Below are 26,270 nucleotides of genomic sequence, written 5' to 3' on the forward strand. Positions count from 1 at the left end.
CCGTTCCGACCCCGCCCGGCTCCCGTGCCGATCAGCCCGGCCGGTGTTCGGCCGTGTTCCCCGGGCCCTTCCGCCTGGGCGCCGCTCCGCGGATCAGCAGGTCCGCGCCGTCGGCGCTCCTCGGTGTCAGGGTGAACGAGACGCGGTGGGTACGTCCGCGGGAGACTCCGGCCCCCGCCTCGGCGGTCACCGCCCAGACCTTGAACTTACCCTTGGCGTTGGCGTCGGCCCGCAGCTCGACCTCGAACTCCATCTCCACCGGCCCGACCGTGAAGGCCAGGTCCTGGCCCGCGCCCCGGGCCGCGGCCTCCAGCAGTTCGTCCCGCACGGCCGCCACAGCGTCCGCCAGCCCGATGTCCACCTCATGTACTCCGTCCATAGGATCATGCTTTCAGCCGACACCCTAGGAGGACTTGGTCGGCACGCGCAGGCGAACTGGCGAGCCAATGGCTGAAGTTGACGGGGTGTGCAGGCGCTGCAGGGGGCGCGATGGCGCGCCGGGGGCGCTCGGATGGCTACCGCGCGCCGGGTCGGGTGGCACGGTCGGCGGCGGTCAGCCGGCAGGGGGCGGGGTCTCCCCGGAGCCGCGGGCGATCAGTCGGGTGGGGACCTCGATCCGCCGGGCGGGGCCGTGGTCGCCGTCGATCCGGTCGAAGAGCAGCCGGGCGGCGCTCGCGCCGACGCCCGCAGGGTCCTGGGCGACGACGGTCAGGCCCGGGGCGAGCAGGTCGGCGAGTTCGAGGTCGTCGAAGCCGACCAGGGCGGGCCGTCCGGCGCCCGTCGGCAGGTGGTGCAGCGCGGCGAGGGTGATCCGGTTGTTGCCGGTGAACAGCGCGGTGACGGCGCCGGGTCCACCGGTGAGTTCCGCCACCGCCCGGGCGACGGTGGCGCGGTCGGTGGAGCCGGTGGCGATCCACCGTTGGTCGACGGGCAGGCCCGCCTCGGCCATGGCCTCCCGGTAGCCGCGGAGGCGCTCGGCGCTGGTGTGGATGTGCGGGAGGTCGCCGACGAAGCCGATCCGGCGGTGACCGTGCCGGATCAGGTGCCGCACCCCCACCCGGGCGCCGACCGCGTTGTCGCTGAGCACCGCGTCGGCGTCGATCCCGGCGCCGGGCCGGTCGAGGAAGACCACCGGGGTGCCGGCGGCCGCCTCGGGCAGCAGGTAGCGGTGGTCGTCCCCGGCCGGCACGATCAGCAGCCCGTCGACCCGGCGGGCGCAGAAGGCCAGTGCCAGCTCGCGCTCGCGCTGCGCGTCCTCGGCGCTGGATCCCGCGAACAGCAGGCATTCCCGGGCCCGGGCCACCTCCTCCACGGCGCGCGACAGCGCCGAGGAGAAGGGGTCCCCGAGGTCCTCCAGCAGCAGGGCGATGCTCGCGGTCCGGCCGGTGCGCAGCAGCCGGGCGCTGTCGTTGCGGCGGAATCCCAGCTCGGCGATCGCCGCCCGCACCCGCGCGGCGGTGGCGGGTGTGACGCCGCTCTCGCCGTTCACGACGCGGGACACGGTCTTGAGCCCGACGCCCGCCGCCGCGGCCACGTCCCGCATGGTCGGTCGGGATCCGGCTCTGCTCCTGGTCATGCCACCGCAGCCTAGCGCCGCCGCGCCGCACGCCACTCGCCCCCTTGCCCGGCCGCACGCTCGGCCCCGGGCGGTCGGGCTTCGTTCCGGTGGCCGACGTGCCGGAGGGGACGGAGCTGCACGGGCGCAGGCTGTCCCGGCCCGCGCACGGCGGCCCGCGTACGGCGGCCGGCGCCGGCGTGGCGGGGACGCGCTCACCACCCGGGCTCAGCGCGGCTCGTACCCGGCGCGTCGCTCGTACCGCGAGCGTGCCAGGCGGTGGGCCTCGCCCAGCAGGTCGCGTGTTGCCGTGCCCGTCCGGGGGCCCGGGTTCACCACGGCCAGCCAGCCGGCAGCGCCGTAGACGGGGTGCGCGATCACGGTGTCGGCCTCGCCGGGGTCGACCGCGGCAGCCGCCGGATCGCCGGGGGCGTGCCCGGTCCACCGCTCGAACGCCGCCCTCCCGGCGGCGACGTTCACGCGGAAGGCGCCCGGCCGGTCCAGACGTGAGGCCGCGTCGCCGGGACAGTCCTTGGTCACCACCGTCGCGAACGGCTGGGTGCGCGTGGGGGTGACGCCGTCGGGCGCGTAGTAGAAGAACGCGTCGCCCCAACTGATCTCCGGGGTGCCGTCGCCGGGGGCCGGTCTGAGGGTGAGGACGCCGTCGAGGCCGTCCACGAAGTCGATGATCTCCTCTGGTGTCATTGCTCCAGCGTGGCATTCACGTGCTCGTGGAGACTTAGAGGACGAAAGGACGGTTCCCCAGGGTGCCGAGTCTCAAATCAGGTGGTCTGCGCACGGTCGATGTGGCGCGGCAGGTCGGATGCTCCGTCCAGCAGATCCGCAACCTCGAACGCGACGGCGTGCTGCCGCCCGCGACCCGCACGGCCGCGGGCTACCGGGTCCACGGCGAGGTGCACCTGCAGTCCGCGCTGGCCTACCGGGCCCTGGCCGCCGGCTGCGGCCCGGCCGAGGCCCGGAGGATCGTGCGCGCCGCACACCGGTTCCCGGCCTCGCCGGAGGTGTTCGCCCTGCTCGACGCGGCGCACGCCCGGCTCCACCTGGAGCGCACGGAACTGGGGCGGGCCAAGGAGGCCGCGCGGGCTGTTGCCGACGAGCCGATCGGGGACGTCCGCGCTTCGGACGCGATGAGCGTCTCCGAGCTCGCCGCCGCTCTCGGCGTACGCCCTTCGACGCTCCGGCACTGGGACGCGGAAGGCCTGGTCGTGCCCGACCGCGGCCCCGTGCGCGGAGCGCGCCGCTACACGCCGGCCCAGGTGCGGGACGCCCGGATCGTCCACCAGCTGCGCAGGGCCGGCTATCGCATCGCACCCCTGCGGGCACTCGTCCCGGAACTCCGGCGGGCGCACCGGTCGCCGGACGTCACCACCGCGCTGGCCGCCCGGGACGCCGAGCTCGCGACCCGTTCCAAGGCCCTGCTCGACGGTGCGGCCGCTCTCGGCGCCATCCTCTCCGCGGCCGGGGGGACGGCCTGATCGGTTCCCCGGATGCCCGGGCTGCCGTCCCGGCCCATCGCCTGGACAACGTTGTCAGAGTTGGTGAGAATCGGCCCGACCGACCGCCTGCGGGGCCCCGCCCGGTGACCGGACACCCGCCCGCCCACGAACGCCGGAGTAGCCACGATGAGCCATGACCGGGCCGCCGCCCCCGACGACCAGCGCCCCGAGCGGCCCGCCCTGCTCGCCGCGCTCGACGTCGGCGGCACCAAGATCGCGGGTGGCCTGGTCGGACCGGACGGCGAACTCCTCCACCGGGTGCAGCTGCCCACCCCGGCCCGGGAGGGCGCCGACGCGGTGCTCGCCACCGTGCACCGGGTCCTGGACCTCGTCGCCGAGCACCCGCTGGCCGCGACCGCCCGGGCGGTCGGTGTCGGCAGTGCCGGACCGGTCGACATCCGGCGAGGCACGGTCAGCCCGGTGAACATCCCCGGCTGGCGCGACTTTCCGCTGCGCGACGCCGTCGCCGCGCACCCGGGCGCCGAGGGCCGGCCGGTCGTCCTCGGCGGCGACGCCGTCGCGATGGCCGCCGCCGAACACTGGCGGGGCGCCGCCCGCCCGTACCGGAACGCGCTCTGCATCGTCGTCTCCACCGGTGTCGGCGCCGGGTTGATCCTCGACGGGCGGCTGCACACCGGGCCCACCGGCAACGCCGGCCATCTCGGCCACATCACCGTCGACCTCGACGGCCGCCCCTGCCCGTGCGGCTCGCGCGGCTGCATCGAGGGCCTGGCCAGCGGGACCGCCATCGCCCGCACCGCCCGCGAGGCCGGCTGGCGCCCGGCGGGCACCGAGGTGGCAACCGGCACCGGGGGCGCGACCGGCCCCGGCGGCCCGGCCGACGCCTCCGCCGCCGCAGTGGCCGAGGCCGCCCGGGCCGGCGACCCGATCGCCCGGCAGGCCTTCGACGGCGCCGCCCGCGCGCTCGCCGCCGGGATCGCCGCCACCGCCACCCTGGTGGAGATCGAAGCCGCCGTGATCGGCGGCGGGGTCGCCCAGGCCGGCGAGGTCTTCTTCGAGCCCCTGCGGCGCCACCTCGCCGACTACGCCACCCTTCCCTTCGCCTCCGGCGTCACCGTCCTGCCCGCCCGACTGGGCACCGACGCCGGCCTGGTCGGCGCCGCCGCCCTGGCCCTCGACGCCCTGCCGACCTGACGCCCTGCCGGCCAACGCCCTGGCAACCGACGTGCTGGAGCCGGACGCATCACCGACCGGCGGCAGACTGAACCAGCCGCTTCAGCTCCGGACGGACCGGCACCCGGCACCCGGCACCCGGCGGCCGCGGGGTCAGGCCAGCCGCTTCAGCAGCTCCTCGGCCAGAGGCCCGGCGGAGGAGGGGTTCTGACCGGTGACCAGGTTGCGGTCCGCGACCACGAAGGGCGCCCACGGCTCGCCCTCCTGGACCAGGACGCCCGCCTCGCGGAGCCGGTCGTGGAGCAGCCACGGCGCCTTGTCGGCGAGGCCGGCCTGGGTCTCCTCGTCGTTGGTGAAGGCGGCCACACGGTAGCCGGCGAAGGCGTTGGCGCCGTCGGCGTCCACCGCGGCGAGCAGGGCGGCCGGGCCGTGGCAGACCACGCCGAGGGGCTTGCCGGAGTGCAGCGTGCGGGCCAGCAGCCGGCCCGAGTCGGCGTCGCCCGCGAGGTCCTCCATCGGGCCGTGGCCGCCGGGGTAGAACACGGCGTCGTAGTCGTCGAGCTCGACGTCCGCGAGGCGGACGGGGTGCTGGAGCTCGGTGAATCCCGCGAGCGTGTCGGCGACCCGCTGCGCCCCCTCCGCCCCGCCGTTCACCTCCGGAGCGAGGCTCGCGCGGTCCACGGGGGGAACCACGCCGCCCGGGGTGGCGACGGTGACCTCGTGTCCGGCGCCCTTGAAGAGCTCGTACGGAACGGCGGCTTCCTCGGCCCAGAAACCGGTCGGGTGCTTGGTGCCGTCCGCCATCGTCCAGCGGTCGGCGCCGGTCATCACGAAGAGGATCCTTGCCACGGTGCGGTCTCCCAGTTCCGGGTCGGGACCCCGACCTCCCGCGGCACCGGAGCGGATCCCGGGCACACGGTGTCGAGGCACGCGGTGCCGGGTTCGCGGTGTCGAAGCACGCGGTGTCGGGGTGCTTGTCGCCCTCGAACCTAGGCGCGCTCACGCGCCCGCGGCCGACGGCAACGCCGGTGCCGGGCGCGGGACGGTCGATTCCTCACCGGGATCGCCTACCGCGGCGGGGCACGAGCAGGAACCGCTCACCCCGCCCACCCGTCATCTCCATGGGACTGCCACAACCGCACACGCCGACGCGTGCTCGACACCGCTTCCCGCCCTTCACCGCCGAAGTCCGAGGAGATCCATGGCCGACACCGTCAACTCCCTGATCGCCCGCGTTCACGAAGTCCTGGTGGAACTCCTGACCCACGGCGCCCCCGCCGTGGGCACCGCGAGCCTCCACGACGTCGTCGCGCGCGCCACGGCGCTCGGCCCCGAGGGCACGTGGCTCGTCGCCGCGGGCCATGCGGGCCTCGCCGACGTGGCCTTCGCACGCGGAGAGACGGACCGGTTCGTCCTCCACCTCGACGCCGCGGTGAACGCCGGCTACAACGACTGCGTGGCGCTCCACCTGCCGCCCATCCGCCCGCTGCACCGCGACCCCCGCTTCCAGGCCCTGTACCAGCGGATGCGCATCACCCAGGCCGACCTCGACGAGTTCTTCTGGCTGCACCGGGAGATACAGATCATGGCGCGGGACGCCCAGCGGGCGAACCTCGACAACATCGGCCGTCTCGACACCGGGGTGTCGCTGCTCCCGCAGGCCCCCCTGCCGACCCGCGAACCGAACACCCCCGGCGTCCTGGTCACCCGCCTGGACCTCGCCGCGACCCAGACCGCGCTCCAGCAGGCCGCCGTGAAGCAGGACCTCCGACGCAGCTCGGGCAACGTCAGCCTCAGCCTCATCGACGACACCTGGGACTACGCCCGCGCCAGGCGCGATGCCTGGCACGCCGACGAACTGGAGTCCCACCGCCTGCAGGCGGGCGCGGCCCGGGCCTTCGTCGAGCGCCCCGGCGCCGGCACCGTGCTCGCGCCCTGTCCGCCGCTGGGCTCGATCACCTACCCGAGCTGAGGAGTGCCGCACCGGCCCGGTCGGGGCCGGTGCGGCCCGTCACCCATCCGCGGCGGTCCCGGCCTCCCAGCGCAGCAGGTCGCCCGGCTGGCACTCGAGCACCTCGCAGAGCGCGGCGAGCGTGGTGAAGCGCACCGCCTTGGCGCGGCCGTTCTTGAGTACCGCCAGGTTGGCGGGCGTGATGCCCACGCGGTCCGCGAGCTCGCCCACGGACATCTTCCGCCTCGCCAGCATCACGTCGATGTCGACGGCGATCGGCATCAGATCACCTCGTCCAACTCGGCCTGCATCTGCGTCGCTTCGACGTCACGCGCGACGGCCTGGGCGAGCAGCATGCGCAGCACGAGCACGATGAGCGCGACGCCCAGGATGGCGACGCCGACGCCGGCCATGATCACCGTGACGCCCGGGTCCTCCCGCTGGCCCGGTGCGTTGATGGCCGTGACCGCGAACCACACGAGGGCGGCCGCCACGATCGCGCCGATCACGCCGTCCACGTACCGGAAGGCGGCATGGGAGAACACGGTTCCGCGCCGCACCATCGCCACCAGTCGCCAGACGCAGACCACGGCGACCTCGACCGCGGCCAGCCCCAGGATCGTGACCAGGCGCAGCGGAGTGAGGGGGAGCGACCCGTCCTCCGGATCGGTGGCCAGCGCCCACACCATCAGCGCCTGCACACCCACGGTGCCGGCCAGCACCACCACGAGCACGGTGCGCAGCGCACGCACGGTCAGTCTTCCCACGACCCATCCCTCCATCGAGTTGCGATGGGAATCTATCGACTTTCGATAGGTTGAGCAAGGCCGAGCCCGACCGACCCCGACCCGGCGGGAGTCCTGGGACGACGGCGGCCCGCCCCCCGAGACGTTCGGGAGGCGGGCCGTTCCACAGCCCCAGGGACGGCTCCGGACCGGAGACCGGACGCCCGCCCGAGGAAACGAGGGAGGTCAGCCGTCGGCGCCGGCCGCCAGGACCGCCGCGTCGAGCGCACCCGTCAGACGGTCCAGCAGGGCCCGCAGTGCACCGAGGTCCTCGACGGGGAGGCTGGTCGCGGCGAGGAGGCGGCGGGGCACCTGACCGGCACGGTCGCGCAGGGCCAGCCCGGCGTCGGTGAGGCTGACCGTGACCGACCGCTCGTCCGCGGGGCTGCGCTCCCGGTGGACGAGGCCGGCCGCCTCCAGCCGCTTGAGCAGCGGGGAGAGCGTGCCCGAGTCCAGCCGCAGGAGTTCGCCGATCCGCTTCACCGGCAGCTCGCCGTGCTCCCAGAGCACCAGCATCACCAGGTACTGCGGGTAGGTGAGCCCCAGGCCCTTGAGCAGCACCCGGTAGACGCCGCCGAACGCGCGCGAGGCGGCGTTCAGCGAGAAGCAGATCTGCTGGTCGAGGCGGAGCAGCTCGGCATCACGGAACTCGTCCGCATCGCGGAGCTCGTGCGCGTTGCGGAGCTCGCGCACGTCGCGGAACCCGCCGGGGTCGCGGAACGTGTCGTCGGTCTCGGGGGGCGTGGCCATGCCCCTATCGTACCGACCACACACGCCATTCAGTTGTGCGCAATTGAATTGCGTGCTCTACTTATCCCCGTACGGCGGCCCGATCAGGCCGCCGAGGACAGAAGCACGACCGACGCAGGACGGAAGGGAACGGACCCATGGACGCGCTCTACACCGCAGTGGCCACCGCGAACGGCCGGGAGGGCCGCGCTGTCAGCTCCGACGGACAGCTGGACCTCGCCCTGGCGATGCCGCCCGCCCTCGGCGGCAACGGGCAGGGCACCAACCCCGAGCAGCTGTTCGCCGCCGGCTACGCGGCCTGCTTCGCGAGCGCCCTGGGCCTGGTCGGCCGGCAGGCCCGGGTCGACACCAGCGACGTCTCGGTCACGGCCGAGGTCTCCATCGGCAAGGACGGCGCCGGCTTCGGCCTGGGTGTGGTCCTGCGCGTGGAGCTGCCCGACTCCCTCGCGGGCGAGAGCGGCCAGCTGCTGGTCAAGCAGGCCCACGAGGTCTGCCCCTACTCCCGCGCCACCCGCGGCAACATCCCGGTGGAGCTCGTCGTCGAGTGACACCGACCGACCCACCTGCTCCACCCGGGCGGGCGAAGGGCCCCCGCGCACCCCGCGCGGCGGGCCCTTCGCCCGTTCGGGGCCGTCCCGGCCGCTTCGTCCGACTCGGACGGCTCGGACGGCTCGGACGGCTCGGACGGCGGTGGGCACGAGCGCTCCGCTAGCCGGCCGGCCCGCCGCCGCCCGCTCCGCCCGCACCCGGGCCCGGCCCGGCAGGACCAGGCCCGGCCGGAGCAGCGCCACCCGGACCGCCGGCTCCACCCACCGATCGGAGGACGTCGAGCCGGTGCCGGTACTCCTCCGCGTCGATCTCCCCCCGCGCGAACCGCTCGGCCAGCAACTGTTCGGCCGTCGGCGGGGCGGCCCTGACCGGCCCGCCCGGTCCCACCGGCGCCACCGCTCCCCCGGCACCAGCGGCACCGCCCGATCCGGCCGGCCCCCACGGAGCCGGCGCGACGGGCCGCGACGTCCGCGAGAGGTGGCGGACCAACGCGATCCCGGCCAGCACCAGCACCGCCAGGAGCAGCAGCATCCCGAGCGCCAGCAGACCCATCCCCCAGCCGCTCAAGCCGTGGCTGTGCCCGTGCCCGTTCCAGTGATACATCGCGGACCTCCTCTGCCGGCCCGGGACCGGAGCCGCCGAGGCGACCGGCCCCCACCCACCCATCGTGCGCCCGGAACCGACCGGACGAGCGTGAGGATTGTCTGAGAATGCCCGGAACCGACCTCCCGGCCCGCCGGGCGACCCACCGGGGGTAGCGTTACTGACCATGGACCGACACCCGCCGATCGACGACCCCGAGCGGCTCGTCGCGACCGGAGTGCTCCGCCGCTACGAGGACGGGCGCCTGCACCCGGCCCTCGGCTACTCGCCGATCTCCTACGTCTCGACCCGGCTCTGGGACGAGCTCACGGCCCTGGCCATCGCCCCGTCCGCAGCCGCCACCACCGCGCACGCACTGCTGCGCGCCATCGCCGCCGATGCCGTCGACGCGGCGCTCGCCCCCGGAAACGAGCGGGCCCCGCGCAACGACCTGTACGTGACCCACCCCGCGTACATCGGTCCGCACCGCCGGGTGGTCTGGTTCCAGCGCACCGGCCCGCGCGGCCTGATCACCGCGACGCTGCCTCCCGACTCCTGAGCCGGGCCCGGAAGGTGGCGGCCCAGGCCCGCCGCCGTCCCGGTCCGGCGTCCCGGTCCGCCGTCCCGGGCGGTCGCTCTCAGCGCTCGACCCAGAGCGCGCGGCAGACCCAGCTGAGCCGGGGCGGCCCGAGCACGGGCGGCCGGGCGTGGTAGGTGCCGTCGGAGACGGACAGGTTGACGATCAGATAGGCGTGCCAGTCCGGGCCGACGCCGCGCCGGTCGGCGTGGATCAGCGTGTCGTCGACGAACCAGTCCACGGACTGGGCGCCGAACACCGTGCGCATCGCGAAGGTCGCGCCCGGGGCTATACCGGCCTCGGCCCCGTGCCAGTAGCGGTAACCGCCGCGGACGTGGTTGGAGATCTCCAGCAGGTCCGGGTTGTCGGGGTGGTACTCGAAGACGTCCACCTCGTTGCCGCCGTCGCGCCACGTCCAGATCGCGGGCCAGGCCCCGAGCTCGACCGGGAGCGTGACCTCGGCGCCGAGCACGTCCCCGGTGCGGACCTGGAATCCCTCCGGGCTGCCCTCGGTGGTGAGCAGGTTGCAGGTCCACAGGTCGCTGCCGCGGCGCCGGGTGGCGGCGAAGACGCCGCCGGGGCAGTACGCGCGACTGAGGTAGTCGAGTTTGTGGTCGCCGCGGTTGGTCGGCCCCATCCGGGGATAGGCGCTGCTGCGCCCCGCCGTCCACTGCCTGGTCGAAGTGAAGTCCGCGTCGAACACGACTGCCACGGCCGCCTCCCCGGTGCCCCTGCGCGCCGCCGGCCCTCCACCGGCGGACACACAGGGTGACTTACCCGGTACGCTCCGCACTATGCGAAGCGGACCGTCCGGATCCGTGGCGGCCGTGAAGGTCCGGGCCGGGGAGGCGGCCGGGGAGCGGCCGGGGACGGCCGGGCCGCGGCGGCCGTCAGCCGATCCCGGCCACCTCGGCGCCGGCTCCGCCGAAGCCGTGGAGGCTGGCGAGCCGGTCGGTGACCGAGACGACGCCGTCGACCGAGCGGCAGAGGTTCAGCACGATCGGGACGAGGTACGGCTCCGGGACGGTGCCGCTGAGCACCACGCGACCGTGGTCCACCTCCACCCCCACCTCGGCCGGGCTGACCCCCTCGATCCGGCCGAGCACCTCCTCGACGATCTCGCGGCGGATCACCCGGTCCTCGCGCAGGAACACGCGCAGCAGGTCGCCCCGGCTGACCATGGCGACGACCCGGCCGTCCTCGTCCAGCACCGGCAGCCGCTTCACGCCGTGCCGGGCCATCAGCCGCGCCGCCGCGACCACGCTGGTGCCGGGGGTGGTGCAGACGGGCGGGCCGGTCATCAGGTCCGCCGCGGTGACGGCTCCGCCCGGCCCCGTGCGGGTCAGTTCCGGGGCCGGCAGCAGGCTGCCCGGGTCCTCCTGGGCCGCCAGGGTGAGCAGGAGGTCCGCCTCCGAGACGATGCCGAGCGGCCGGCCCTCGCTGTCGACCACCGGCACCCCGGTGATGTCGTACTCGGCCAACAGGGCGACGATCTCCCGGAAGCCGGTCTCGGGCGCGACCCCGACCACGGGGCTGGTCATCACTGATTCGACGCTGGCATGCCGCACGCCGGTTCACCTCGTCCGCGAGCGATGTCGGCCGGACGACCGTCGTCCGGCCGCGGTACCTGGAGCATCGCCCCTGGCGGCGGGGGACCGCCAGGGGCCAAGGGGCTGAAAACCCGGGACCAACGGCCCCTGACGCCGAACCTCCCGCTCACCGCCGGCGAATCTCCCGCTCACCGCCGGACACGCGGTTCACCGCCGGCGGGAAGCCCGGCGCGCACCGCCGCCCGCCCGTGCTGTGGCGGCCCGCACCCGTCGGGGAGAAGCTGCTCGGAGAGACCGGTACCCCCGGACCGCATCACTTCGCGCCGTCCCCGTCACCACCGCCCCGAGGCGTTGGAGCCGCCATGACCGCACCGACCGCCCCCGCTCACCCGCTGCGCTGCCTGGTCACCGGCGCCACCGGCTACCTCGGCGGCCGGCTCGTCCCCGAGCTGCTCGCCGCCGGCCACTCGGTGCGCTGCCTGGTCCGCGACCCGGGGCGGCTGCGCGACCACGCGTGGCGCGCCCGGGTCGAGGCGGCCCGGGGGGACGTCACCCGCCCCGACACGCTGCCCGGGGCCTTCGCCGGCATCGACGTCGCGTACTACCTGGTGCACTCGCTGGGCACCGGCCGCGACTTCGAGGAGACCGACCGTGCCGCCGCCCGGGCCTTCGGCGAGGCGGCCGCACGCGCGGGCGTCCGCCGGATCGTCTACCTCGGCGGGCTGCTCCCCCGCGGTGTGCCGCCGCACGAGCTCTCCCCGCACCTGCGCTCGCGCGCCGAGGTCGGCCGGGTGCTGCGCTCCTGCGGTGTGCCCACGGCCGAGCTGCGAGCCGCCGTGATCATCGGCTCCGGCTCGGCCTCCTTCGAGATGCTCCGCTACCTGACCGAGCGGCTGCCCGTGATGGTCACCCCGAGCTGGGTGGGCACCCGGATCCAGCCGATCGCCGTCCACGACGTGCTGCGCCACCTCACCGGCGCCGCGCTCCTGCCGCCGGAGGTGAACCGGGCCTTCGACCTCGGCGGCCCCGAGGTCCTCACCTACCGGGAGATGATGCAGCGGTACGCCGCCGTCGCCGGGCTGCCGCACCGGGTGATCCTGCCGGTTCCGGTGCTCACCCCCAGGCTCTCCAGCCTCTGGGTCGGGCTGGTCACGCCGGTGCCGAACCGGCTGGCCCGGCCGCTGGTGGAGTCGCTGCGGCACGAGGTGGTCTGCGGCGAGCACGACATCGCCCGGTACGTGCCCGACCCGCCCGGCGGGCTCACCGGCTTCGACCGGGCCGTGGAGCTGGCCCTGCACCGGATCAGGGACGCCGACGTGACCACCCGCTGGTCCTCCGCCTCAGTCCCGGGCGCGCCGAGCGATCCGCTGCCCACCGACCCCGACTGGGCCGGCGGGAGCCTCTACCAGGACGTGCGGGAGCGCCGCGTGGGCGCCCCGCCGGCGGAGCTCTGGCGGGTGGTGGAGGGCATCGGCGGCGAGAACGGCTGGTACTCGTTCCCGCTCGCCTGGACGCTGCGCGGCCTGCTCGACCGGCTGGCGGGCGGGGTCGGCCTGCGCCGGGGCCGCCGCGACCCGGCCCGGCTGCGGATCGGCGACTCGCTGGACTTCTGGAGGGTGGAGGAGATCGAGCGGGGCCGGCTGCTGCGGCTGCGCGCCGAGATGCGGCTGCCCGGCCTCGCCTGGCTGGAGCTCTCGGTGGGCCCGGACGGCGACGGCGGGAGCCGCTACCGCCAGCGGGCCCTGTTCCACCCGCACGGGCTGGCCGGGCACGCCTACTGGTGGTCGATCGCGCCGTTCCACGCGGCGGTGTTCGGGGGCATGGCCCGGCGGATCGCCGAACGCGCGGAAGCGGCCCGGCAGGAGGCCGCCCCACGCGGCGCAACCATCACATGATCGACTCGTTGGACCGTCCACCACGACACACACGGCACCACGGACGGCCCGGCGGAGGAAGCGTTGGCAGGACGGATAGACGCGGGAACACCGCTGCGGGGCACGGTCGGGCGGCCGGTCGCGGAGGCCGAGGCGGCACTGGTCCGCCACTACCGGCGGCTGGTCCGGCTGGCGTACCTGGCGCTGCCGGCCGACCGGGACCGCCACGGCCGGGTGCTCGCCGCACACGCCGCCGTCCAGCGGGCGCTGCCGTCACGCTGGACCCTGCGGGACCTGCTGGCCGAGCCCGTCGGGCCCGACGAGGACTCGCTCTACGCCGCCCTGCGGCAGCGGGTGCTGCGAGCCGCGCTGCGGCCGCGGCCGGGCGAGCGCCTGCTCGCGCCCCGGGTCTGGGGACTGCGGCTGTTCACCCCCGGCGGCGGTGAGGAGGACGCGGCGCTGGACCGCGAACTGGCCGGCCTCGACGCGCCCGCCCGCGCGGCGTTCGCCCTGCTCGCCGTGGACGGGCTGACGCCGGTTCAGGCCGCCGGGGCGCTGCGCCAGGCCGGTGCGGCCGAGCCCGACCCGGCGGTCGAGCGGGCCGAGCGGCTGCGCGCCGGATCGGAGCCGGGGCGGCCGGCCTTCGACCCGTGCGCCGTCCGCGTCCAGCCCACGGACCTGCTGCGCCGTCGCCGGGCCTGGGGCGTCTCGCTGGGGGTCGCCGCGCTCGCCCTCACCACCTCCGCCGCCGTCCTGGCCGGCGCGGGCTCCGGCGCCGGCGGGGGTGGTACGGCCGCCGCCCGCCCCCGGTCCGTCCCACCGAGCGGCACGGCGCCCGATCCGGGGCGGGTGGTCCGCACCCCGGCCGACCGGTGGCAGCACACCGCGCGGATGGACTTCTCCGCCTGGCCCGCCCGGGGCGACCGCCGGGACGACCCCGCACTGCTCGGACGCGCCCTGGCCGCCTGGGCGCAGCCCGGCCCCCAGACCCGGGCCGAGCCGGGCACCGACACCGCCCCGCCGCAGGGCGCGCCGCACCTGCTCTTCGCCGGTACGGTCGACGGCGCCGCCGTGGTGGTGCTGTACGACGGCGGTCGGCTCGCCCGCTACACCGACGGGCGCGGTGGCGGCCTGGACCTCGCCCGGGCCGACGACGCGGACGTCACCACGGCCGCCGCGGTGGTGCTGCGCCGTCAGGGCACCTCCGCCCGGTACCTGCTCGCGCCGTGGATCGAGGCCGCCGACCTGCGGCGCTCGGACCAGCCCGACGCGCCCGGCAGACCGCTGGAGCGGACGGACGGGGTGACCGCCGCGGCGGCGGCGCCCGCGACCACCGCCTCCCCTGGGCCGCTCGCCGACTGCCGGAGCGCCGCGGTGCTGCAGCTGCGCTCCTCGCCGGCCATCGCCGAGAAGCACGTCTTCCTGCTGGCCGATCTCGGCGGGCTGGTCCCGGCCCACCTCACCTACACGCCGCCGCCGGACCGCGCCCGGCCCGCCCGGGAGCCGCGCGAGGCCGCCGGTCCGGACGCGCTGCAGGCCTGGGCGCGGGGCGGCTGCGCGGTGCCGGACTCCTCGCCGGGGGTCAAACAGCTCGACCTCTGGACGTTCGCCGTCCAGCAGCTGCCGCAGAACGCGGGTGCGGCGTCCTGGGTGTGCCTGCGGGCCGACCGCTGGGACGGCGAGGGCAGTGCGGCCACCGCCGTCCTGCTGCCCGGGGCGCGCGGGCCGCAGCGCACCGGCGGCGGCCCGGGGCGGGCCTGCAGCCGGTTCGAGCAGGACACCGTCGGCTGGACGTGGTGGCGCTCCCCGCAGGGCACCGAGTTCCTGCTGGCGGCGGGCAGCCGGCGGGTCGCCCGGATCGGCGTCAAGGGGCCCGACTGGACGGCCGACCGCCCGGCGCCCGACCACACCCTCGCCGTCGAGCGCCCGGCCCGGGCCGCCGTCACGGTCGAGGGCGTGCTCGAAGGCGGCACCCGGATCGCCCCGCTCCGCTGACCCGCGCCCCGGCCGGCTCCGGGAACCGGCCGGTTCCGGAGACCATCCGACTCCCGGGACCGTCCGGCTCCCGGGACCGTCCGGCTCCGGGGACCGGCCCCCGCTCTGGACCGGTCAACGGGCGGTCAGGTCGGCCGGGTAGTCGGTCAGCTCCATCGTGCTGACCTTCTTGCCCAGCTCCAGCATCCGGTTCAGGATCCAGCTCCGCCCCAGCAGGGCGTTACGCAGCCGCAGTCCGGCCGCCGTGCCGGGCGCGAGGAAGGGACCGGTGCGGTCGCCGCCCTTCTGGCACCCCTCGGCGTAGCCGCGGACGGCGTTCTCGTAGCGGGTGAAGGCGGCCCGGTGGTCGCCGCGGGACCGGGCGAGCTCGCCGGCCAGGACGTAGGCGGCGACCACCGCGGTGCCGGTGCCCATGCCGCCGATGGTGGCGCCGCAGGCGGCGTCCCCGACGAGGGCGATCCGTCCGGTGGACCAGGCGGGGACGTCGGCCCGGCTGATCGAGTCGAAGTAGAGCTCGGGGGCGTCGTCGAGGCTCGCCAGCAGCCGGGGCACCTCCCAGCCGAGTCCGGCGAAGGACTTGCGGATCAACTCCTTCTGCTGCCCGGTGTCGTGCCGGTCGTAGTCGAGTTCGGGGGCGGCGAACAGCAGGAAGGCACCGGCCCTGGAGCGGTCCCGGTGGTCGCCGCCGATCGCGGCGAGCCGGCCCGGGACGTTCAGTCCGACCGAACCGGGCGGCAGGTCGAGGTAGTTGGGCAGCTGCCAGGTGGCCGCGTAGTAGCCGAGGTGGCGGACGTAGTGCCGCTCGGGGCCGAACGCCAGTGCGCGGACGTTGGAGTGGAGGCCGTCCGCGCCGATCACCAGGTCGAACACCCGGGGCGAGCCGTGCCGGAACTCGGCCCGGACGCCGGTGGGCGTCTGCTCCAGCGCGGTGATCGAGTCGCCGAAGACGTACTCCGCACCGGGCAGGCTGTGCCGGTACAGCACCTGGGCCAGTTCGCCGCGGGGCACCTCCAGCTCGCCGCCGGCGAAGTCGGCCGGCAGGTGGAGCCGTCGGCGACCCTGCCGGTCGACGAAGCTCATCGAGGTACCGCCGGTGGCGATCGCCCCCAGTTCGTCGAGCACACCCATCCGCTCCAGCACGGTGCGGTGGGTCGCACCGCGGAAGTCGACCGCCTGGCCGCCGCCGCGCAGGGCGGGCGCCAGCTCGACGACGGTGGGTTCGAATCCGTACCGGGCCAGCCAGTGGGCCAGTGCGGGGCCGGCGATGCTCGCGCCGGAGATGAGGACCTTCGTGCCCACGGGGATGCTCCGTTCGATGGAATCCAAAAAACTGTGTCCGGCGGACACCGATCATTGCTGTGTACGGTAGACACAGTTCGACGGTTCGACAAGACGGGACGCGGGGAGCGGGATTGAGCAGTGCATCTGGCAGCGGACGCGGCGGCACCTCGGGGAGCGGAGCCGGAGGCGGACCGAGCGGCGGACCGGGCCAGGGACCCGGCGCCGGGGCGGGTGCGACGGCACGGTTGCTCTGGGGCCCACCACCGAAACCCACCCGCGGCCCGAAGCCGGCCCTCACCCTGGACCGGATCGCCTGGGCGGGCATCGAGATCGCGGACGCGGAGGGGCTCGGCGCCGTCTCGATGCAGCGGGTGGCCGGGCTGCTGGACTACACCAAGATGTCGCTCTACCGCTATCTGCCCGGCAAGGCCGAGCTGGTCGCCCTGATGGTGGAGGCGGCGGTCGGCGAGCCCGCCGGACCGGGGACACCGGTCGAGCCGTCCGGGTGGCGCGGTCGACTCCTCGACTGGTCGAACCGCCTGACGGCCGCGTTCGCCGCCCACCCCTGGCTGCTGGACGCCACCGTGGGCCCCCGGCTGATGGGTCCCCGGGAACTCGCCTGGCTGGAGCGGGTGGTGGCCGCGCTGGACGGCACCGGGCTGACCGGGCCCGAGCGGATGGACGCCGCCGTCCTGCTCGCCGGCCACGTCCGCAGCATCGCCGAGCAGTCCCGCGCGGCGGGGCCGGGGGGCGAGCCGGAGTCGGAGCTGCTGGCCGCCCTCGGCGGCCTGCTCCAGGAGCATGCGGACCGCTTCCCGGCCCTGGCCGCCGCCACCCGGGAGGCGGCCGTCGAGGGCGGGCGGAACGAGGCGCTCGAGTTCGGCCTGGAGCGCATCCTGGACGGGCTGGACGCCCTGATCGCCCGCCGGAGCCGGCACGCGGGGAGCTGAACGGGACCGCCGGGGCCCGGGCTCAGCGCGTGTGGCGCAGGGACTCCAGCTCGTCGGTCATCCGGCCGAGGAAGCGCGCCACGGCGGCCAGCTCGGCGGGGGTGAACTCGCCGCGCACGGTCTCGGTGCGCCGCGCCACCGGAGCGAACCACTCGGCGGCCATCCGTCCGGCGCCCGGGAGGTGGTGGACGTGGACCTGGCGGCGGTCGGCGGCGTCCCGGGTGCGGCGGATGTGCCCGGCCCGCTCCAGCCGGTCGAGCACGGCGGTGACCGCCCCCGAGGTCAGGGCCAGCTCCTCGCGCAGCCGGCCGGGGGTGATCCCGCCCTGGCCGCCGTCCGGATCGCGGGTCGCCCGCATGACGGCCAGCAGCGCCTGGACGTCGGTGGCGTGCAGGCCGCTGGCGGCGGCGAAACCGTGGCCGAGCAGGTTGAGCTCGGAGGCGAGGTCCTGGAGCAGCCGGCCGAGCGCCGGTGCGTCCGACACCGCCGGGTCGGCCGGGGCGGGCGCGCCGGCCGGGGCGGGCACGGCGGGCGGGGTGGTCCTCGGCTCCTGCTCCGACAAGGTGATCCGCTCCGGTCGCGTACGGCGTTTACCCGATCAGCCTATCGGCCGCCCGCCGCACCGGCCCCACCTCGTCGGCCCCCACCGACCGGCGGACCGTCAGACCCGCTCGCCCACCTGCTCCGGGACGGCCGCCCGCTCCACCGCCGGCCGCACCCGGGCCGGCCACCAGACCCGGTCGCCCAGGTCGCGGACCAGCGCCGGCACCAGCAGCGAGCGCACCAGCAGGGTGTCCAGCAGCACGCCGAAGGCGACGATGAAGGCGATCTGCGCCAGGAAGGCCAGCGGGATCACGCTCAGCGCGGCGAACGTCGCGGCGAGCACCACCCCGGCCGAGGTGATCACGCCGCCCGTCGCGGTCAGCCCCCGCAACACGCCCTCCCGGGTGCCGACCCGCAGCGCCTCCTCCCGGACCCGCGTCATCAGGAAGATGTTGTAGTCCACCCCCAGCGCGACCAGGAAGACGAATCCGTACAGCGGCACCGAGGGGTCGGTGGCGGTGAAGCCGAGGACGTGCGGGAAGACCACCGCGCTGACGCCGAGCGTGGCCAGGTAGGAGAGCGCGACGGTGGCGGCGAGCAGCAGCGGGGCCAGCAGCGAGCGCAGCAGCAGCACCAGCACGGCGAGGACGCAGAGCAGCACCGCCGGCATGATCAGCGACCGGTCACGCTCCGCCGTGACCCGGGTGTCGTACTGCTGCGCCGTGTACCCGCCGACCAGCGCGTCCCCGTCCGGTACGGCGTGCACGGCCTCCCGCAGCCGCCGGACGGTGGCGATGGCCTCGTCGCTGTCGGCCGGGTCGGCGAGCGTGACGTCGAGCCGGACCCGCCCGTCGACCGTCCTCGGCGCGGCCCCCGGCGCCCCGCCGGTGTAGGGCCGGACGCCGGCCGTCCCGGGCACGGCGGCCGCGGCGGCCACCGCCTCGGCGCGGTCGGCCGCGGCGAGCACCACCGCCGGGTTGCCGGCGCCGCCGGCGAAGTGCGCCGAGAGCATCCGCTGGCCGGTCGCCGAGGGCTGCGGTTTGACGAAGAGTTCGGACTGCGGGACGCCGCCGGAGTCGAGCGTCGGGGCGAAGGCGGCGAGCGCGGCCAGCACCGCGAGGCTCGCCGCCCAGGTCGTCCGGGGCCGGCGGCCGACCAGCGCGGCCACCCGCTGCCACACGGCGTGCACCGGCGCCCGCCCGTCGGCGGCGGGGCGGGCCGGCCAGTAGGCGGTGCGGCCGAACAGGGTGAGGGCGGCCGGCAGGAAGGTGAGCGCCGAGACCACGGCGCAGCCGATCCCGATCGCACCGACCGGCCCGAGCGCCCGGTTGTTGGTGAGGTCGGAGAGCAGCAGGACGAGCAAGCCCAGGGCGACGGTGGCACCGGAGGCCGCGATCGGCTCCACCGACCGGCGCCAGGCGGTGCGCATCGCGGCGAACCGGTCTCCGTGCAGGTGCAGTTCCTCGCGGAACCGGGCGGAGAGCAGCAGGCCGTAGTCGGTGGCGGCGCCGATCACCAGGATCGAGAGCAGGCCCTGGACCTGGCCGTCCACCCGGACCAGGCCGTGGTCGGCGAGCAGGTAGACCAGGGCGCAGGCGGTGGCGAGGGCGAAGACCGCGCCGAGGATCACCAGCAGCGGGAGCAGTACGCTGCGGTAGACGGCGAGCAGGATCAGCAGCACCACGCCGAGGGCGACGCCGAGCAACAGACCGTCGATGCCGGCGAACGCCCGACCCAGGTCGGCCGCGACGGCGGCCGGGCCGGCCAGCCCGACCTCGGCGTCCGGCACCTGCTCGGCCAGGGCGCGCACGGCCCGGACGCTGTCGCCGGTCTGCCGCCCGAGGTCGGAGCGGAGCTGGACGACGCCCTGGAGGGCTCGGCCGTCAGCGGCGGGCAGGGCGGGCGAGACCCGTCCGGTGGCGCCGGGGACGGTCGCGGCGGCGCGCAGCGCGCCCTCGGCGGCGGAGCGCTGCGCGGCCTCGACGGCGCCGGTGCGGCTCTCCCAGACCACGATCACGGGCAGGGTGGCGGGGGCCTGGAACTCCTCGCCCAGCCGGGCGACCTCGGTCGACTCGGCGCTTCGCGGCAGGAACGCGGCCCGGTCGTTGGTGGCGACCTCGGAGAGCCGTCCCGCGTACGGGCCGAAGGCACCGCCGAGGCCGAGCCAGGCCACCAGCAGGGCGAGCGGGATCAGCAGCCGGGCTCGGCGCCGGGCGGTGGGGCTGCCGGTGAGCATCGTGGAGCGCCCTTCGTGGCGGGGCCGGTGACGGTTCGCCGCATCCTATCTCTCAATCGTCGAGATACTTCACCGGCTGAGTTTTCCGGCGGCGCGCCGCGGGCCGGTGCCCCTCGGGCGGCGGCGCGGGGGCCCCTGCCGCTCGGGCCCGTACGCTGCGCGCCCGGCGTGCGCCGGAGGGCGCGCCAGCAGGCCGGCCGCGGAGAGCGCGGCCCACCCGATCGAGACCGCCACGGCCATCGTGCGGTGCCGCCGCTTCGGCAGCGCGGTGGCGAGCAGCGTGGCGTCACCCAGGTCGGAGGCGATCCGCACCAGGGTGGCGGTCCGCAGCGCCGAAGCGTCCGGGGCCAGGACCATGGCGAGACCGCAGGCGGCGTCCCGGAACGCCAGCGGGCGCAGGCAGGCGGCCACGTCCGCGGGGACCGACCCGTCCGGCGCGCTGATCCCGGACGGGCGGGCCAGCAGCCCCGGGCGGCGGGCGACGGCGAGCCCGTAGACGGCGGTGACGGCTCCGGTCAGGCGCAGCAGACGCACGTTCACGGCGCGGCTCTCCTCGGGTCGGCGGGGTCACTCCCCGGTGCGGGCCGCGGGGGCGCCTCCCCCGCGGCCCGCACGGTGGGCCCATCATGGACGACCGGACGGCCCGGCGCGGGCCGACACGTCCGGCGGTGGCCCTTCCGGGCGGCCTGACGGCCCGCTGCGCCCCGCGGCTCCCGAGGACCGGGGGCCGCGGGGCGGGTGGGACCAGCGGGACCGGCCAGGGGCAGTGGACCGGCGCAGGTCGGCGGGACCGGCCGGAACGGCGTCAGGAGACGCGCTTCAGCTGCCAGCTGTTCTTGCCGAAGCTCGGCACCGCCGAGTAGTTACAGCCGGAGCTGTAGAACTCGCTGACCTGCACCCAGCCGGCCGGCGGCCAGGTCGAGGCGCAGGCGTTGACCACGGTGCCGACCGGGTAGCCGGTGAGCTGCATGATCTTCTTGCTGTTGGGGGTGAAGGTGCCCGACCCGCAGCCGGCGCTGTTCCACCACTGCACGTCGACGTAGCCGCTGGGGGTGAGCGAGCTCCCGCACATGTTCACCGTGTCACCGGGCGCGGCGTGCGCGGTGGTCATGGACAGCGTCAGTGCGGCGGCAGCGGCGCCCAGGGTCAGGGCTGCGGCACGGAGACGGGACACGGAGCGGCTCCTCTCGTCGGCGCGGTCCGTCCGCACCTGGCATATTCCTATCGGCGGGTGACCGGACACGGACAGTGGCTTTCCGGTCCGGTCCCCGACGCGATTGACGCCGTTGACAGGCGGCGCCCGGTGTGTCACAGGCCTAGAGCAGGCGCTTGATGTCGCCGCGGGCCCGGTAGAAGGCCCCGGAACCGGACTCCAGCACCTCGGCCACCAGGTAGCGGGCGCCGGGCTCGCGGATGTCCTTCGGGAACTGCACCCGGCGGGCCGGGTCGAAGCCGGGCGACACCACGCGGACGCGCAACCGGCCGCCCTCCGCCACGCACTCGACCTCGATGCCGCCCGCGGCCGCCGCCGATCCGGCGACCACCGACTCGACCTCGGCACCGGCCACCGCCGCCGTCCAGCCGCTGCCGTCCACCTCGGCGGCCTGCGGCACCCGGCCCTCCTCGGCCGCCCGCACCGCCTCCTCGCTCGCGTCCAGGCAGACCAACGAGCCGTCGGTGGTCACCAGGTACAGCCGGCCGTCGCGGTACTGCATGCTGTACGCGGAGCCGCAGCCGGTGCCGAGCTTCCAGAGCCGGGTGCCGTCCGCCGCGAAGCAGTACACCGAGGAGTGGTTGTCGCCGGCGAAGACGTAGCGGCCGTCGGGCGAGGCGGCACACGAGAACACGGAGGCGTCGCAGCGGTAGCGGGCCGTCTCCGAGCCGTCGGCCTTGCGCAGCCGGTGCACCGAGCCGCGCGAGGTCGCGGCGAACACCTCGTCGCGCTCCTGCCAGCCGAACAGCACGTCGCCGTCGGTCCGGGTGTGCCACAGCGGCTCGCCGCCGCGCGCGGCGTAGCGCGCCACCCCGCGCGAGTGACCGTGGTAGACGCCGTCCTCGTCGCAGCGGACCATCCAGCCGTCGGTCCCCGCGGCCTTGCCCCGCCACTGGAACTCGTCCTCGTGGTCGACGGTGGTGATCCCGCCGCGGGCGTCGGCGACGCCGAGCACGCCGTCGTGGATGTCCAGCCAGTAGATGTCGACGTCGGCGGCGATCTCGTACGCGACCCGCGGCACCTTGCCGCCGAGGTCGTACACCTTGCCGTCGTCGCAGCCGGCGTAGATCCACCAGTCGTCGGCGACGATGCACTTCACGCCGTCCGGCAGGCCGTAGCGGCCGGTGACCTGCCCGTCGTGGGTGAGCGTGTAGACGTCGCCGCGCTCGTTGCCCACCCAGGCGTGCTCCTCGCCGACGAAGATGCCGAAGGCCGCGGCGCCGGAGCGGAACCGCCAGAGCACGGGGGCCTGGCGGGCGGTCGAGCGGCTGCTGGTGATCGCCCGGCGGGTCACCGCGCGGCGCTGCCGCACCCCGCGCACGGCCGGGGCGTAGCCCTTGCGGACCTTCTCCCCGATCTTCTTGGCGGCCGCGGCGGCGGCCTTCTCCGGCGACGGGTAGCTGGTGGTCTTCGCCTGGCCGCCCTCGCCGATCCGCCCGTAGGTGATCGTCACGTCCACGCCGGCGACCCGGACCTCGTAGAACTTGTGGGCGCTGCCGGTGTCCTCGGACAGCTCCAGGTAGGTGGTCTGCTCGTCGGCGGCGACAGGCATGCGGGGCCCCTTCCGGGCGCTCGGCGGGAGTCGGTGCGGGCGGCGTGCCCGGCGACACCGCAGAAGCTATGCCCAGGGACTGACAGCGCGTCCGGTGCCCCCCGCTCCGACGGTGCGCCGGCCCGCCCGGCCCGGTCCGGCGGCCGACGTGCCCGGGCGGACAAACAGGAGAATCATGGGACAACACCCCTCGAAAGGCGGGAATACGATGTTCCAGCTCCTGTGGATTCTGCTCATCGGCTTCGTGCTGGGCGTGCTGGCCAGGCTGCTCCTGCGCGGCCCGCAGGCGATCCCCTGGTGGCTGACCATGCTGCTCGGCGCCGGGGGCGCCCTGCTCGGCAACGCCGTGGCCGGGTGGATCGGGGTACGGCACACCAGCGGCATCGACTGGATCCGCCACCTGCTCCAGTTGGGCTTCGCCGTCGCCCTGGTCGCCCTCGTCGCCCCGGCCTGGACGAGGTCCCGCTCCCGACGCTAGGGCCCTGGGCCGCCGTCCGGCGCCCAGGAGCCTGCCGGCGGGCCGGCAGCGGCGTCAGGCGACGTGGACGCGGGGGCGACGGTCCCGGTCGGGCTCGGCCTCCCGCAGCACCTCGCGGGTGACCGGGGCCACCTCGCCCTGCCCGAGCAGGAAGAACCGGAAGAACTGGGCGAACGGGTTGCCCTCGGTCCACTCGAAGTAGATGTGCGGCTGCTGCCCGGTCAGGTCGCGCACTTCGAGCAGCAGTGCGGCCAGCGCGTTCGGCACGCTGGAGTGCTCCAGCGTCAGGACCCGGTAGCGGTCGTGCAGCACCTCGCCGTGGACGCTGAGCACCGCCTCGAACTCGGACGGGTCGCGGACCGTCACCTCGACGAAGACCAGGTCGTCCTCGGGCGGGATGTCGTTGTCGGTGCGGATCTGCCGGCTCTTCTCCTGGTACTCGGCGAGGTCGCGGCCGTTCGGCTCGTTGGCGATCAGCCGGATGGGGCGGTGGGTGTAGTCGCGGACGAAGCGCTCGGCGACCATGTCCAGCTCGACGTCGGTCACCCGCAGCTCGAAGGCGCGCTTGAGCCGGGAGGCCAGCGACAGCAGGATGATGCCGGCGATGAAGCAGGCACCGATCTTCACACCGTCCGGCCGCTCGGCGATGTTGACCGCGGTGGTGTAGAGGAAGACCGCCGCGATCACGGCGAAGCCGACGGTCCAGTTGCGCTCGCGGGCCTTGTGGGCGGCGATGGTCACCGCGATGGCGGCGGAGCTGATCAGGACCAGCACACCGGTGGCGTACGCACCGCCCTGGGCGTCGACGCTGGCGTCGAAGATCCACGTCACCAGGAAGGCGATCGCGGTGAGCACCAGCACGGTGGGGCGGACCGCCCGGGCCCAGTGCGGGGCCATGCCGTAGCGGGGCAGGTAGCGGGGCATCAGGTTGAGCAGGCCGGCCATCGCCGAGGCGCCGGCGAACCAGAGGATCAGGATGGTCGAGAGGTCGTAGACGCTGCCGAAGGCGCTGCCCAGGTTCTCGTGGGCCAGGTACGCGAGCGCGCGGCCGTTCGCCGCCCCACCGGGCTCGAACGCCGCCGGGGGGATCAACAGGGTGGTGATGAAGCTGGTGGTGATCAGGAAGACGCTCATGATCAGCGCCGCGGTGGTGAGCAGCTTGCGGGCACCGCGGATGCGGCCGGTGGGCTTCTCCTCGGTGTCGTCCGGGTCGCCCTCGATGTGCGGCATGACGGCGACACCGGTCTCGAAGCCGGACAGGCCCAGGGCCAGCTTGGGGAAGGTGATCAGGGCGACCCCGATCATCGCGATCGCGTTGCCGTGCTCGGCGGTCAGCGCGTCCGCCCAGTCCGTGATCAGGTGCGGGGACTCCAGGACGTGCCAGAGCCCGTTCACCACCACGATCACGTTCAGCGCGAGGTAGACGGCCACCAGGAAGACCGCCAGCCCGATCGCCTCGCTGAAGCCCTTGAGGAACACGCCGCCGAGCAGGGCGATCAGGACGAGCGTGATCAGCACCTCCTTGTCGGTCAGCGCGCTGCTCAGGTGCGGATTCTCCACCAGGTGCGCGGTGGCGTCGGCGGCCGAGAGGGTGATGGTGATCATGAAGTCGGTGGCGGCGAAGCCGAGCAGCGTCAGCACGAAGAGCTTGCCCTGCCAGAACGACAGCAGCCGCTCCAGCATGGCGATCGAGCCCTCGCCGTGCGGGCTCTCCTTGGCCACCCGGCGGTACACCGGCAACGCGCCGAGCAGGGTCACCAGCACCAGCACGATGGTCGCGACGGGGGAGAGCAGACCGGCCGCCAGGGCGGCGATGCCCGGCTGGTAGCCGAGCGTGGAGAAGTAGTCCAGACCGGTCAGGCACATCACCCGCCACCACCGGGCGCCCTTGTGCTCGACCGGCGTCTGGGCGTGCGGGCCCGGATGCTGCTTCGCCATGTCGGAGAGGCCTTCGAGCAGCCACGCGCGGAACCTCCCGCCCCGCGCCGACGGCGCCGCCCCCGGATCGGCCGAAGCTGACGAGCTCACCTGCACTCCTGTCCACGACTCCGGCCGCCCACCGCGCGCGGCTCCCGACCCACCGGCCCGGCCGGCCACCGGCCGTCGGCTCCGACGCGCCGGCCAACGGTCCGCGCACACCGGCCACCGGTCGCCGGACGGACCGTCCCGTCAGGCTATGTGACCGGAGCTCCGCTGCCGCGCAACGCCGAGGGCGCGCCCCGGCCGCGTCCCCCGCTCGGCGCTCACCCGGCCTGAGCAGGGGTGACGGCCGGGAGCCGCGGGTGGTGGGAACGGGCACGCACCACCCCGGCTAGACTCGCCCGACCGGAGTGGACAAACGTCCGGTCGGGAGCGGGCGCCAGGGGCGCGGCACCGGCCGTGGATCAACCGAGGGACAGAACATGGTCGAGGCCTCCCCGAAGGTCGTCGTCGTCGTGCCCACGTACAACGAGCGGGAGAACCTCCCGGTCCTCGCGGGCCTGCTCGCGGACCTCCGGATGCCCGGTCTGCACCTGCTGGTGGTCGACGACAACTCCCCCGACGGCACCGGCGAGGTCGCCGACAAGCTCGCCGCGGACTCCCCCGGCACCGTCGGCGTGCTGCACCGCACCGAGAAGGACGGCCTCGGGCGCGCGTACGTCGCCGGCATGACCCGGGCCCTCGAGGACGGCGCCGACGTCGTCGTCCAGATGGATGCGGACCTCTCGCACCCGGCCTCGGTGCTCCCGCTCATGGTGGAGACCCTGCTGGCCGACGACACCGCCGTGGTGCTCGGCTCCCGGTACGTGGCGGGCGGCTCCACCGCCGAGGAGTGGCCGTGGCACCGCAAGGCGCTCTCCGCCTGGGCCAACTTCTACGTCAACACCATCCTCGGCCTGGGCGTCCGGGACGCCACCGCCGGGTTCAAGGCCTGGCGGGCGCAGACGCTGCGGGCGATCGACCTGCCGTCGGTCACCAGCAACGGCTACTCGTTCCAGGTCGAGCTCAACTACCGCGTCGTCACGCGCGGGCTGACCATCCGCGAGGTGCCGATCCGCTTCGAGGAGCGGGTCAAGGGCGCCTCCAAGATGAGCCTCGGCGTGCAGGTGGAGTCGGCGATGGCCCCCTGGAAGCTGCGGCTCGGGCACCGCAAGCAGTCGTAGCAGCCGCCCGCGCCGGTCGGCCGGAACGGCTCTTTCGGGTATCCGTGGGCCGGAT

General features: G+C 75.2%; 27 protein-coding genes. 10 read left to right on the plus strand and 17 right to left on the minus strand.

Translation table 11 applies throughout. From position 1 onward, the window contains the following. Positions 1–31 precede the first annotated feature (31 nt). The 3 genes from MCM47_RS26555 to MCM47_RS26565 all read right to left on the minus strand — a co-directional run bounded on the left by MCM47_RS26555 (position 32) and on the right by MCM47_RS26565 (position 2,260). Positions 32–379, minus strand: a complete 348-nt coding sequence (locus tag MCM47_RS26555; RefSeq protein ID WP_238864225.1) for a trypco2 family protein — start codon at positions 377–379, stop codon at positions 32–34. A gap of 174 nt (positions 380–553) precedes the next feature. After that, positions 554–1,576 (minus strand): LacI family DNA-binding transcriptional regulator, encoded by a 1,023-nt coding sequence (locus MCM47_RS26560; RefSeq protein WP_238864226.1) that lies wholly within the window; start codon positions 1,574–1,576, stop codon positions 554–556. Between the two features lie 207 nt (positions 1,577–1,783). After that, positions 1,784–2,260, minus strand: a complete 477-nt coding sequence (locus MCM47_RS26565) for a DUF6194 family protein (protein ID WP_238864227.1) — start codon at positions 2,258–2,260, stop codon at positions 1,784–1,786. A gap of 62 nt (positions 2,261–2,322) precedes the next feature. On the opposite strand from MCM47_RS26565, the gene MCM47_RS26570 reads away from it, so the two are divergent. Next, a complete protein-coding gene (locus MCM47_RS26570) occupies positions 2,323–3,051 on the plus strand; it encodes a MerR family transcriptional regulator (protein WP_238864228.1) in 729 nt (242 codons plus the stop codon). A gap of 147 nt (positions 3,052–3,198) precedes the next feature. Continuing rightward, on the plus strand, positions 3,199–4,227 hold the full coding sequence (locus MCM47_RS26575) for an ROK family protein (RefSeq protein ID WP_238864229.1): 1,029 nt from the start codon (positions 3,199–3,201) through the stop codon (positions 4,225–4,227). Between the two features lie 132 nt (positions 4,228–4,359). Here MCM47_RS26575 and MCM47_RS26580 read toward each other — a convergent pair whose 3' ends face one another. Then, a complete protein-coding gene (locus MCM47_RS26580; protein ID WP_238864230.1) occupies positions 4,360–5,055 on the minus strand; it encodes a type 1 glutamine amidotransferase domain-containing protein in 696 nt (231 codons plus the stop codon). Positions 5,056–5,407: 352 nt separating this feature from the next. Between MCM47_RS26580 and MCM47_RS26585 the strand changes: the two genes are divergently transcribed. Next, positions 5,408–6,178: a hypothetical protein gene (locus MCM47_RS26585; RefSeq protein ID WP_238864231.1), complete on the plus strand. Its 771-nt coding sequence runs from the start codon at positions 5,408–5,410 to the stop codon at positions 6,176–6,178. Between the two features lie 39 nt (positions 6,179–6,217). Here the strand turns inward: MCM47_RS26585 and MCM47_RS26590 are convergent, their stop codons facing one another. The 3 genes from MCM47_RS26590 to MCM47_RS26600 all read right to left on the minus strand — a co-directional run bounded on the left by MCM47_RS26590 (position 6,218) and on the right by MCM47_RS26600 (position 7,692). Continuing rightward, the gene (locus tag MCM47_RS26590; protein WP_238864232.1) at positions 6,218–6,439 is read right to left on the minus strand and encodes a helix-turn-helix transcriptional regulator; all 222 of its coding nucleotides are present in this window, start codon (positions 6,437–6,439) and stop codon (positions 6,218–6,220) included. Beyond that, positions 6,439–6,924, minus strand: coding sequence for a DUF2975 domain-containing protein (locus MCM47_RS26595; RefSeq protein ID WP_238864233.1), 486 nt, complete (start codon positions 6,922–6,924; stop codon positions 6,439–6,441). The genes MCM47_RS26590 and MCM47_RS26595 overlap by 1 nt, the downstream gene beginning before the upstream one ends. Positions 6,925–7,128: 204 nt before the next feature. Then, entirely contained in the window at positions 7,129–7,692 is a 564-nt protein-coding gene (locus MCM47_RS26600) for a MarR family winged helix-turn-helix transcriptional regulator (RefSeq protein WP_238864234.1), read from the minus strand. Between the two features lie 137 nt (positions 7,693–7,829). Between MCM47_RS26600 and MCM47_RS26605 the strand changes: the two genes are divergently transcribed. Further along, positions 7,830–8,240 carry an organic hydroperoxide resistance protein gene (locus MCM47_RS26605; RefSeq protein ID WP_238864235.1) on the plus strand — a complete coding sequence of 137 codons (411 nt, stop codon included), beginning with the start codon at positions 7,830–7,832 and terminating at the stop codon, positions 8,238–8,240. Positions 8,241–8,400: 160 nt separating this feature from the next. Here MCM47_RS26605 and MCM47_RS26610 read toward each other — a convergent pair whose 3' ends face one another. Continuing rightward, the gene (locus MCM47_RS26610) at positions 8,401–8,844 is read right to left on the minus strand and encodes an SHOCT domain-containing protein (protein ID WP_238864236.1); all 444 of its coding nucleotides are present in this window, start codon (positions 8,842–8,844) and stop codon (positions 8,401–8,403) included. A 166-nt stretch (positions 8,845–9,010) separates the two neighbouring features. On the opposite strand from MCM47_RS26610, the gene MCM47_RS26615 reads away from it, so the two are divergent. Further along, a complete protein-coding gene (locus MCM47_RS26615; RefSeq protein WP_238864237.1) occupies positions 9,011–9,382 on the plus strand; it encodes a hypothetical protein in 372 nt (123 codons plus the stop codon). 79 nt (positions 9,383–9,461) lie between these two features. Here the strand turns inward: MCM47_RS26615 and MCM47_RS26620 are convergent, their stop codons facing one another. Beyond that, positions 9,462–10,112: a beta-glucanase gene (locus MCM47_RS26620; protein WP_238864238.1), complete on the minus strand. Its 651-nt coding sequence runs from the start codon at positions 10,110–10,112 to the stop codon at positions 9,462–9,464. A gap of 178 nt (positions 10,113–10,290) precedes the next feature. After that, a complete protein-coding gene (locus MCM47_RS26625; protein WP_238864388.1) occupies positions 10,291–10,941 on the minus strand; it encodes a CBS domain-containing protein in 651 nt (216 codons plus the stop codon). Positions 10,942–11,312: 371 nt separating this feature from the next. Between MCM47_RS26625 and MCM47_RS26630 the strand changes: the two genes are divergently transcribed. Both MCM47_RS26630 and MCM47_RS26635 read left to right on the plus strand, forming a co-directional pair. Next, positions 11,313–12,845: an SDR family oxidoreductase gene (locus tag MCM47_RS26630; RefSeq protein WP_238864239.1), complete on the plus strand. Its 1,533-nt coding sequence runs from the start codon at positions 11,313–11,315 to the stop codon at positions 12,843–12,845. A gap of 63 nt (positions 12,846–12,908) precedes the next feature. Further along, entirely contained in the window at positions 12,909–14,819 is a 1,911-nt protein-coding gene (locus MCM47_RS26635; protein WP_238864240.1) for a hypothetical protein, read from the plus strand. 114 nt (positions 14,820–14,933) lie between these two features. Here the strand turns inward: MCM47_RS26635 and MCM47_RS26640 are convergent, their stop codons facing one another. Beyond that, positions 14,934–16,118: an FAD-dependent monooxygenase gene (locus MCM47_RS26640; RefSeq protein ID WP_238864241.1), complete on the minus strand. Its 1,185-nt coding sequence runs from the start codon at positions 16,116–16,118 to the stop codon at positions 14,934–14,936. A 227-nt stretch (positions 16,119–16,345) separates the two neighbouring features. Between MCM47_RS26640 and MCM47_RS26645 the strand changes: the two genes are divergently transcribed. Further along, a complete protein-coding gene (locus MCM47_RS26645; protein WP_238864242.1) occupies positions 16,346–17,050 on the plus strand; it encodes a TetR/AcrR family transcriptional regulator in 705 nt (234 codons plus the stop codon). Between the two features lie 22 nt (positions 17,051–17,072). Here MCM47_RS26645 and MCM47_RS26650 read toward each other — a convergent pair whose 3' ends face one another. The 5 genes from MCM47_RS26650 to MCM47_RS26670 all read right to left on the minus strand — a co-directional run bounded on the left by MCM47_RS26650 (position 17,073) and on the right by MCM47_RS26670 (position 22,594). Next, positions 17,073–17,612, minus strand: a complete 540-nt coding sequence (locus MCM47_RS26650) for a MarR family winged helix-turn-helix transcriptional regulator (protein WP_238864243.1) — start codon at positions 17,610–17,612, stop codon at positions 17,073–17,075. Positions 17,613–17,711: 99 nt separating this feature from the next. After that, a complete protein-coding gene (locus MCM47_RS26655; protein WP_238864244.1) occupies positions 17,712–19,829 on the minus strand; it encodes an MMPL family transporter in 2,118 nt (705 codons plus the stop codon). 69 nt (positions 19,830–19,898) lie between these two features. Next, complete coding sequence (locus tag MCM47_RS26660) at positions 19,899–20,369, minus strand: hypothetical protein (protein ID WP_238864245.1); 471 nt, start codon at positions 20,367–20,369, stop codon at positions 19,899–19,901. A gap of 265 nt (positions 20,370–20,634) precedes the next feature. After that, positions 20,635–21,003: a hypothetical protein gene (locus MCM47_RS26665; protein WP_238864246.1), complete on the minus strand. Its 369-nt coding sequence runs from the start codon at positions 21,001–21,003 to the stop codon at positions 20,635–20,637. A 142-nt stretch (positions 21,004–21,145) separates the two neighbouring features. Then, positions 21,146–22,594 (minus strand): WGR domain-containing protein, encoded by a 1,449-nt coding sequence (locus tag MCM47_RS26670; protein ID WP_238864247.1) that lies wholly within the window; start codon positions 22,592–22,594, stop codon positions 21,146–21,148. A 208-nt stretch (positions 22,595–22,802) separates the two neighbouring features. Here MCM47_RS26670 and MCM47_RS26675 point away from each other — a divergent pair, with 208 nt between their 5' ends. Continuing rightward, on the plus strand, positions 22,803–23,072 hold the full coding sequence (locus MCM47_RS26675; RefSeq protein ID WP_238864248.1) for a GlsB/YeaQ/YmgE family stress response membrane protein: 270 nt from the start codon (positions 22,803–22,805) through the stop codon (positions 23,070–23,072). Positions 23,073–23,126: 54 nt separating this feature from the next. On the opposite strand, the gene MCM47_RS26680 is transcribed toward MCM47_RS26675, so the two are convergent. Next, positions 23,127–25,010 (minus strand): amino acid transporter, encoded by a 1,884-nt coding sequence (locus MCM47_RS26680; protein WP_238864389.1) that lies wholly within the window; start codon positions 25,008–25,010, stop codon positions 23,127–23,129. Between the two features lie 464 nt (positions 25,011–25,474). Here MCM47_RS26680 and MCM47_RS26685 point away from each other — a divergent pair, with 464 nt between their 5' ends. Further along, positions 25,475–26,215 carry a polyprenol monophosphomannose synthase gene (locus MCM47_RS26685; RefSeq protein ID WP_238864249.1) on the plus strand — a complete coding sequence of 247 codons (741 nt, stop codon included), beginning with the start codon at positions 25,475–25,477 and terminating at the stop codon, positions 26,213–26,215. The last annotated feature ends 55 nt before the right edge of the window (positions 26,216–26,270 follow it).

Origin of the sequence: Kitasatospora sp. A2-31 (genome assembly GCF_022288725.1) — a bacterium.
GTDB lineage: Bacteria > Actinomycetota > Actinomycetes > Streptomycetales > Streptomycetaceae > Kitasatospora.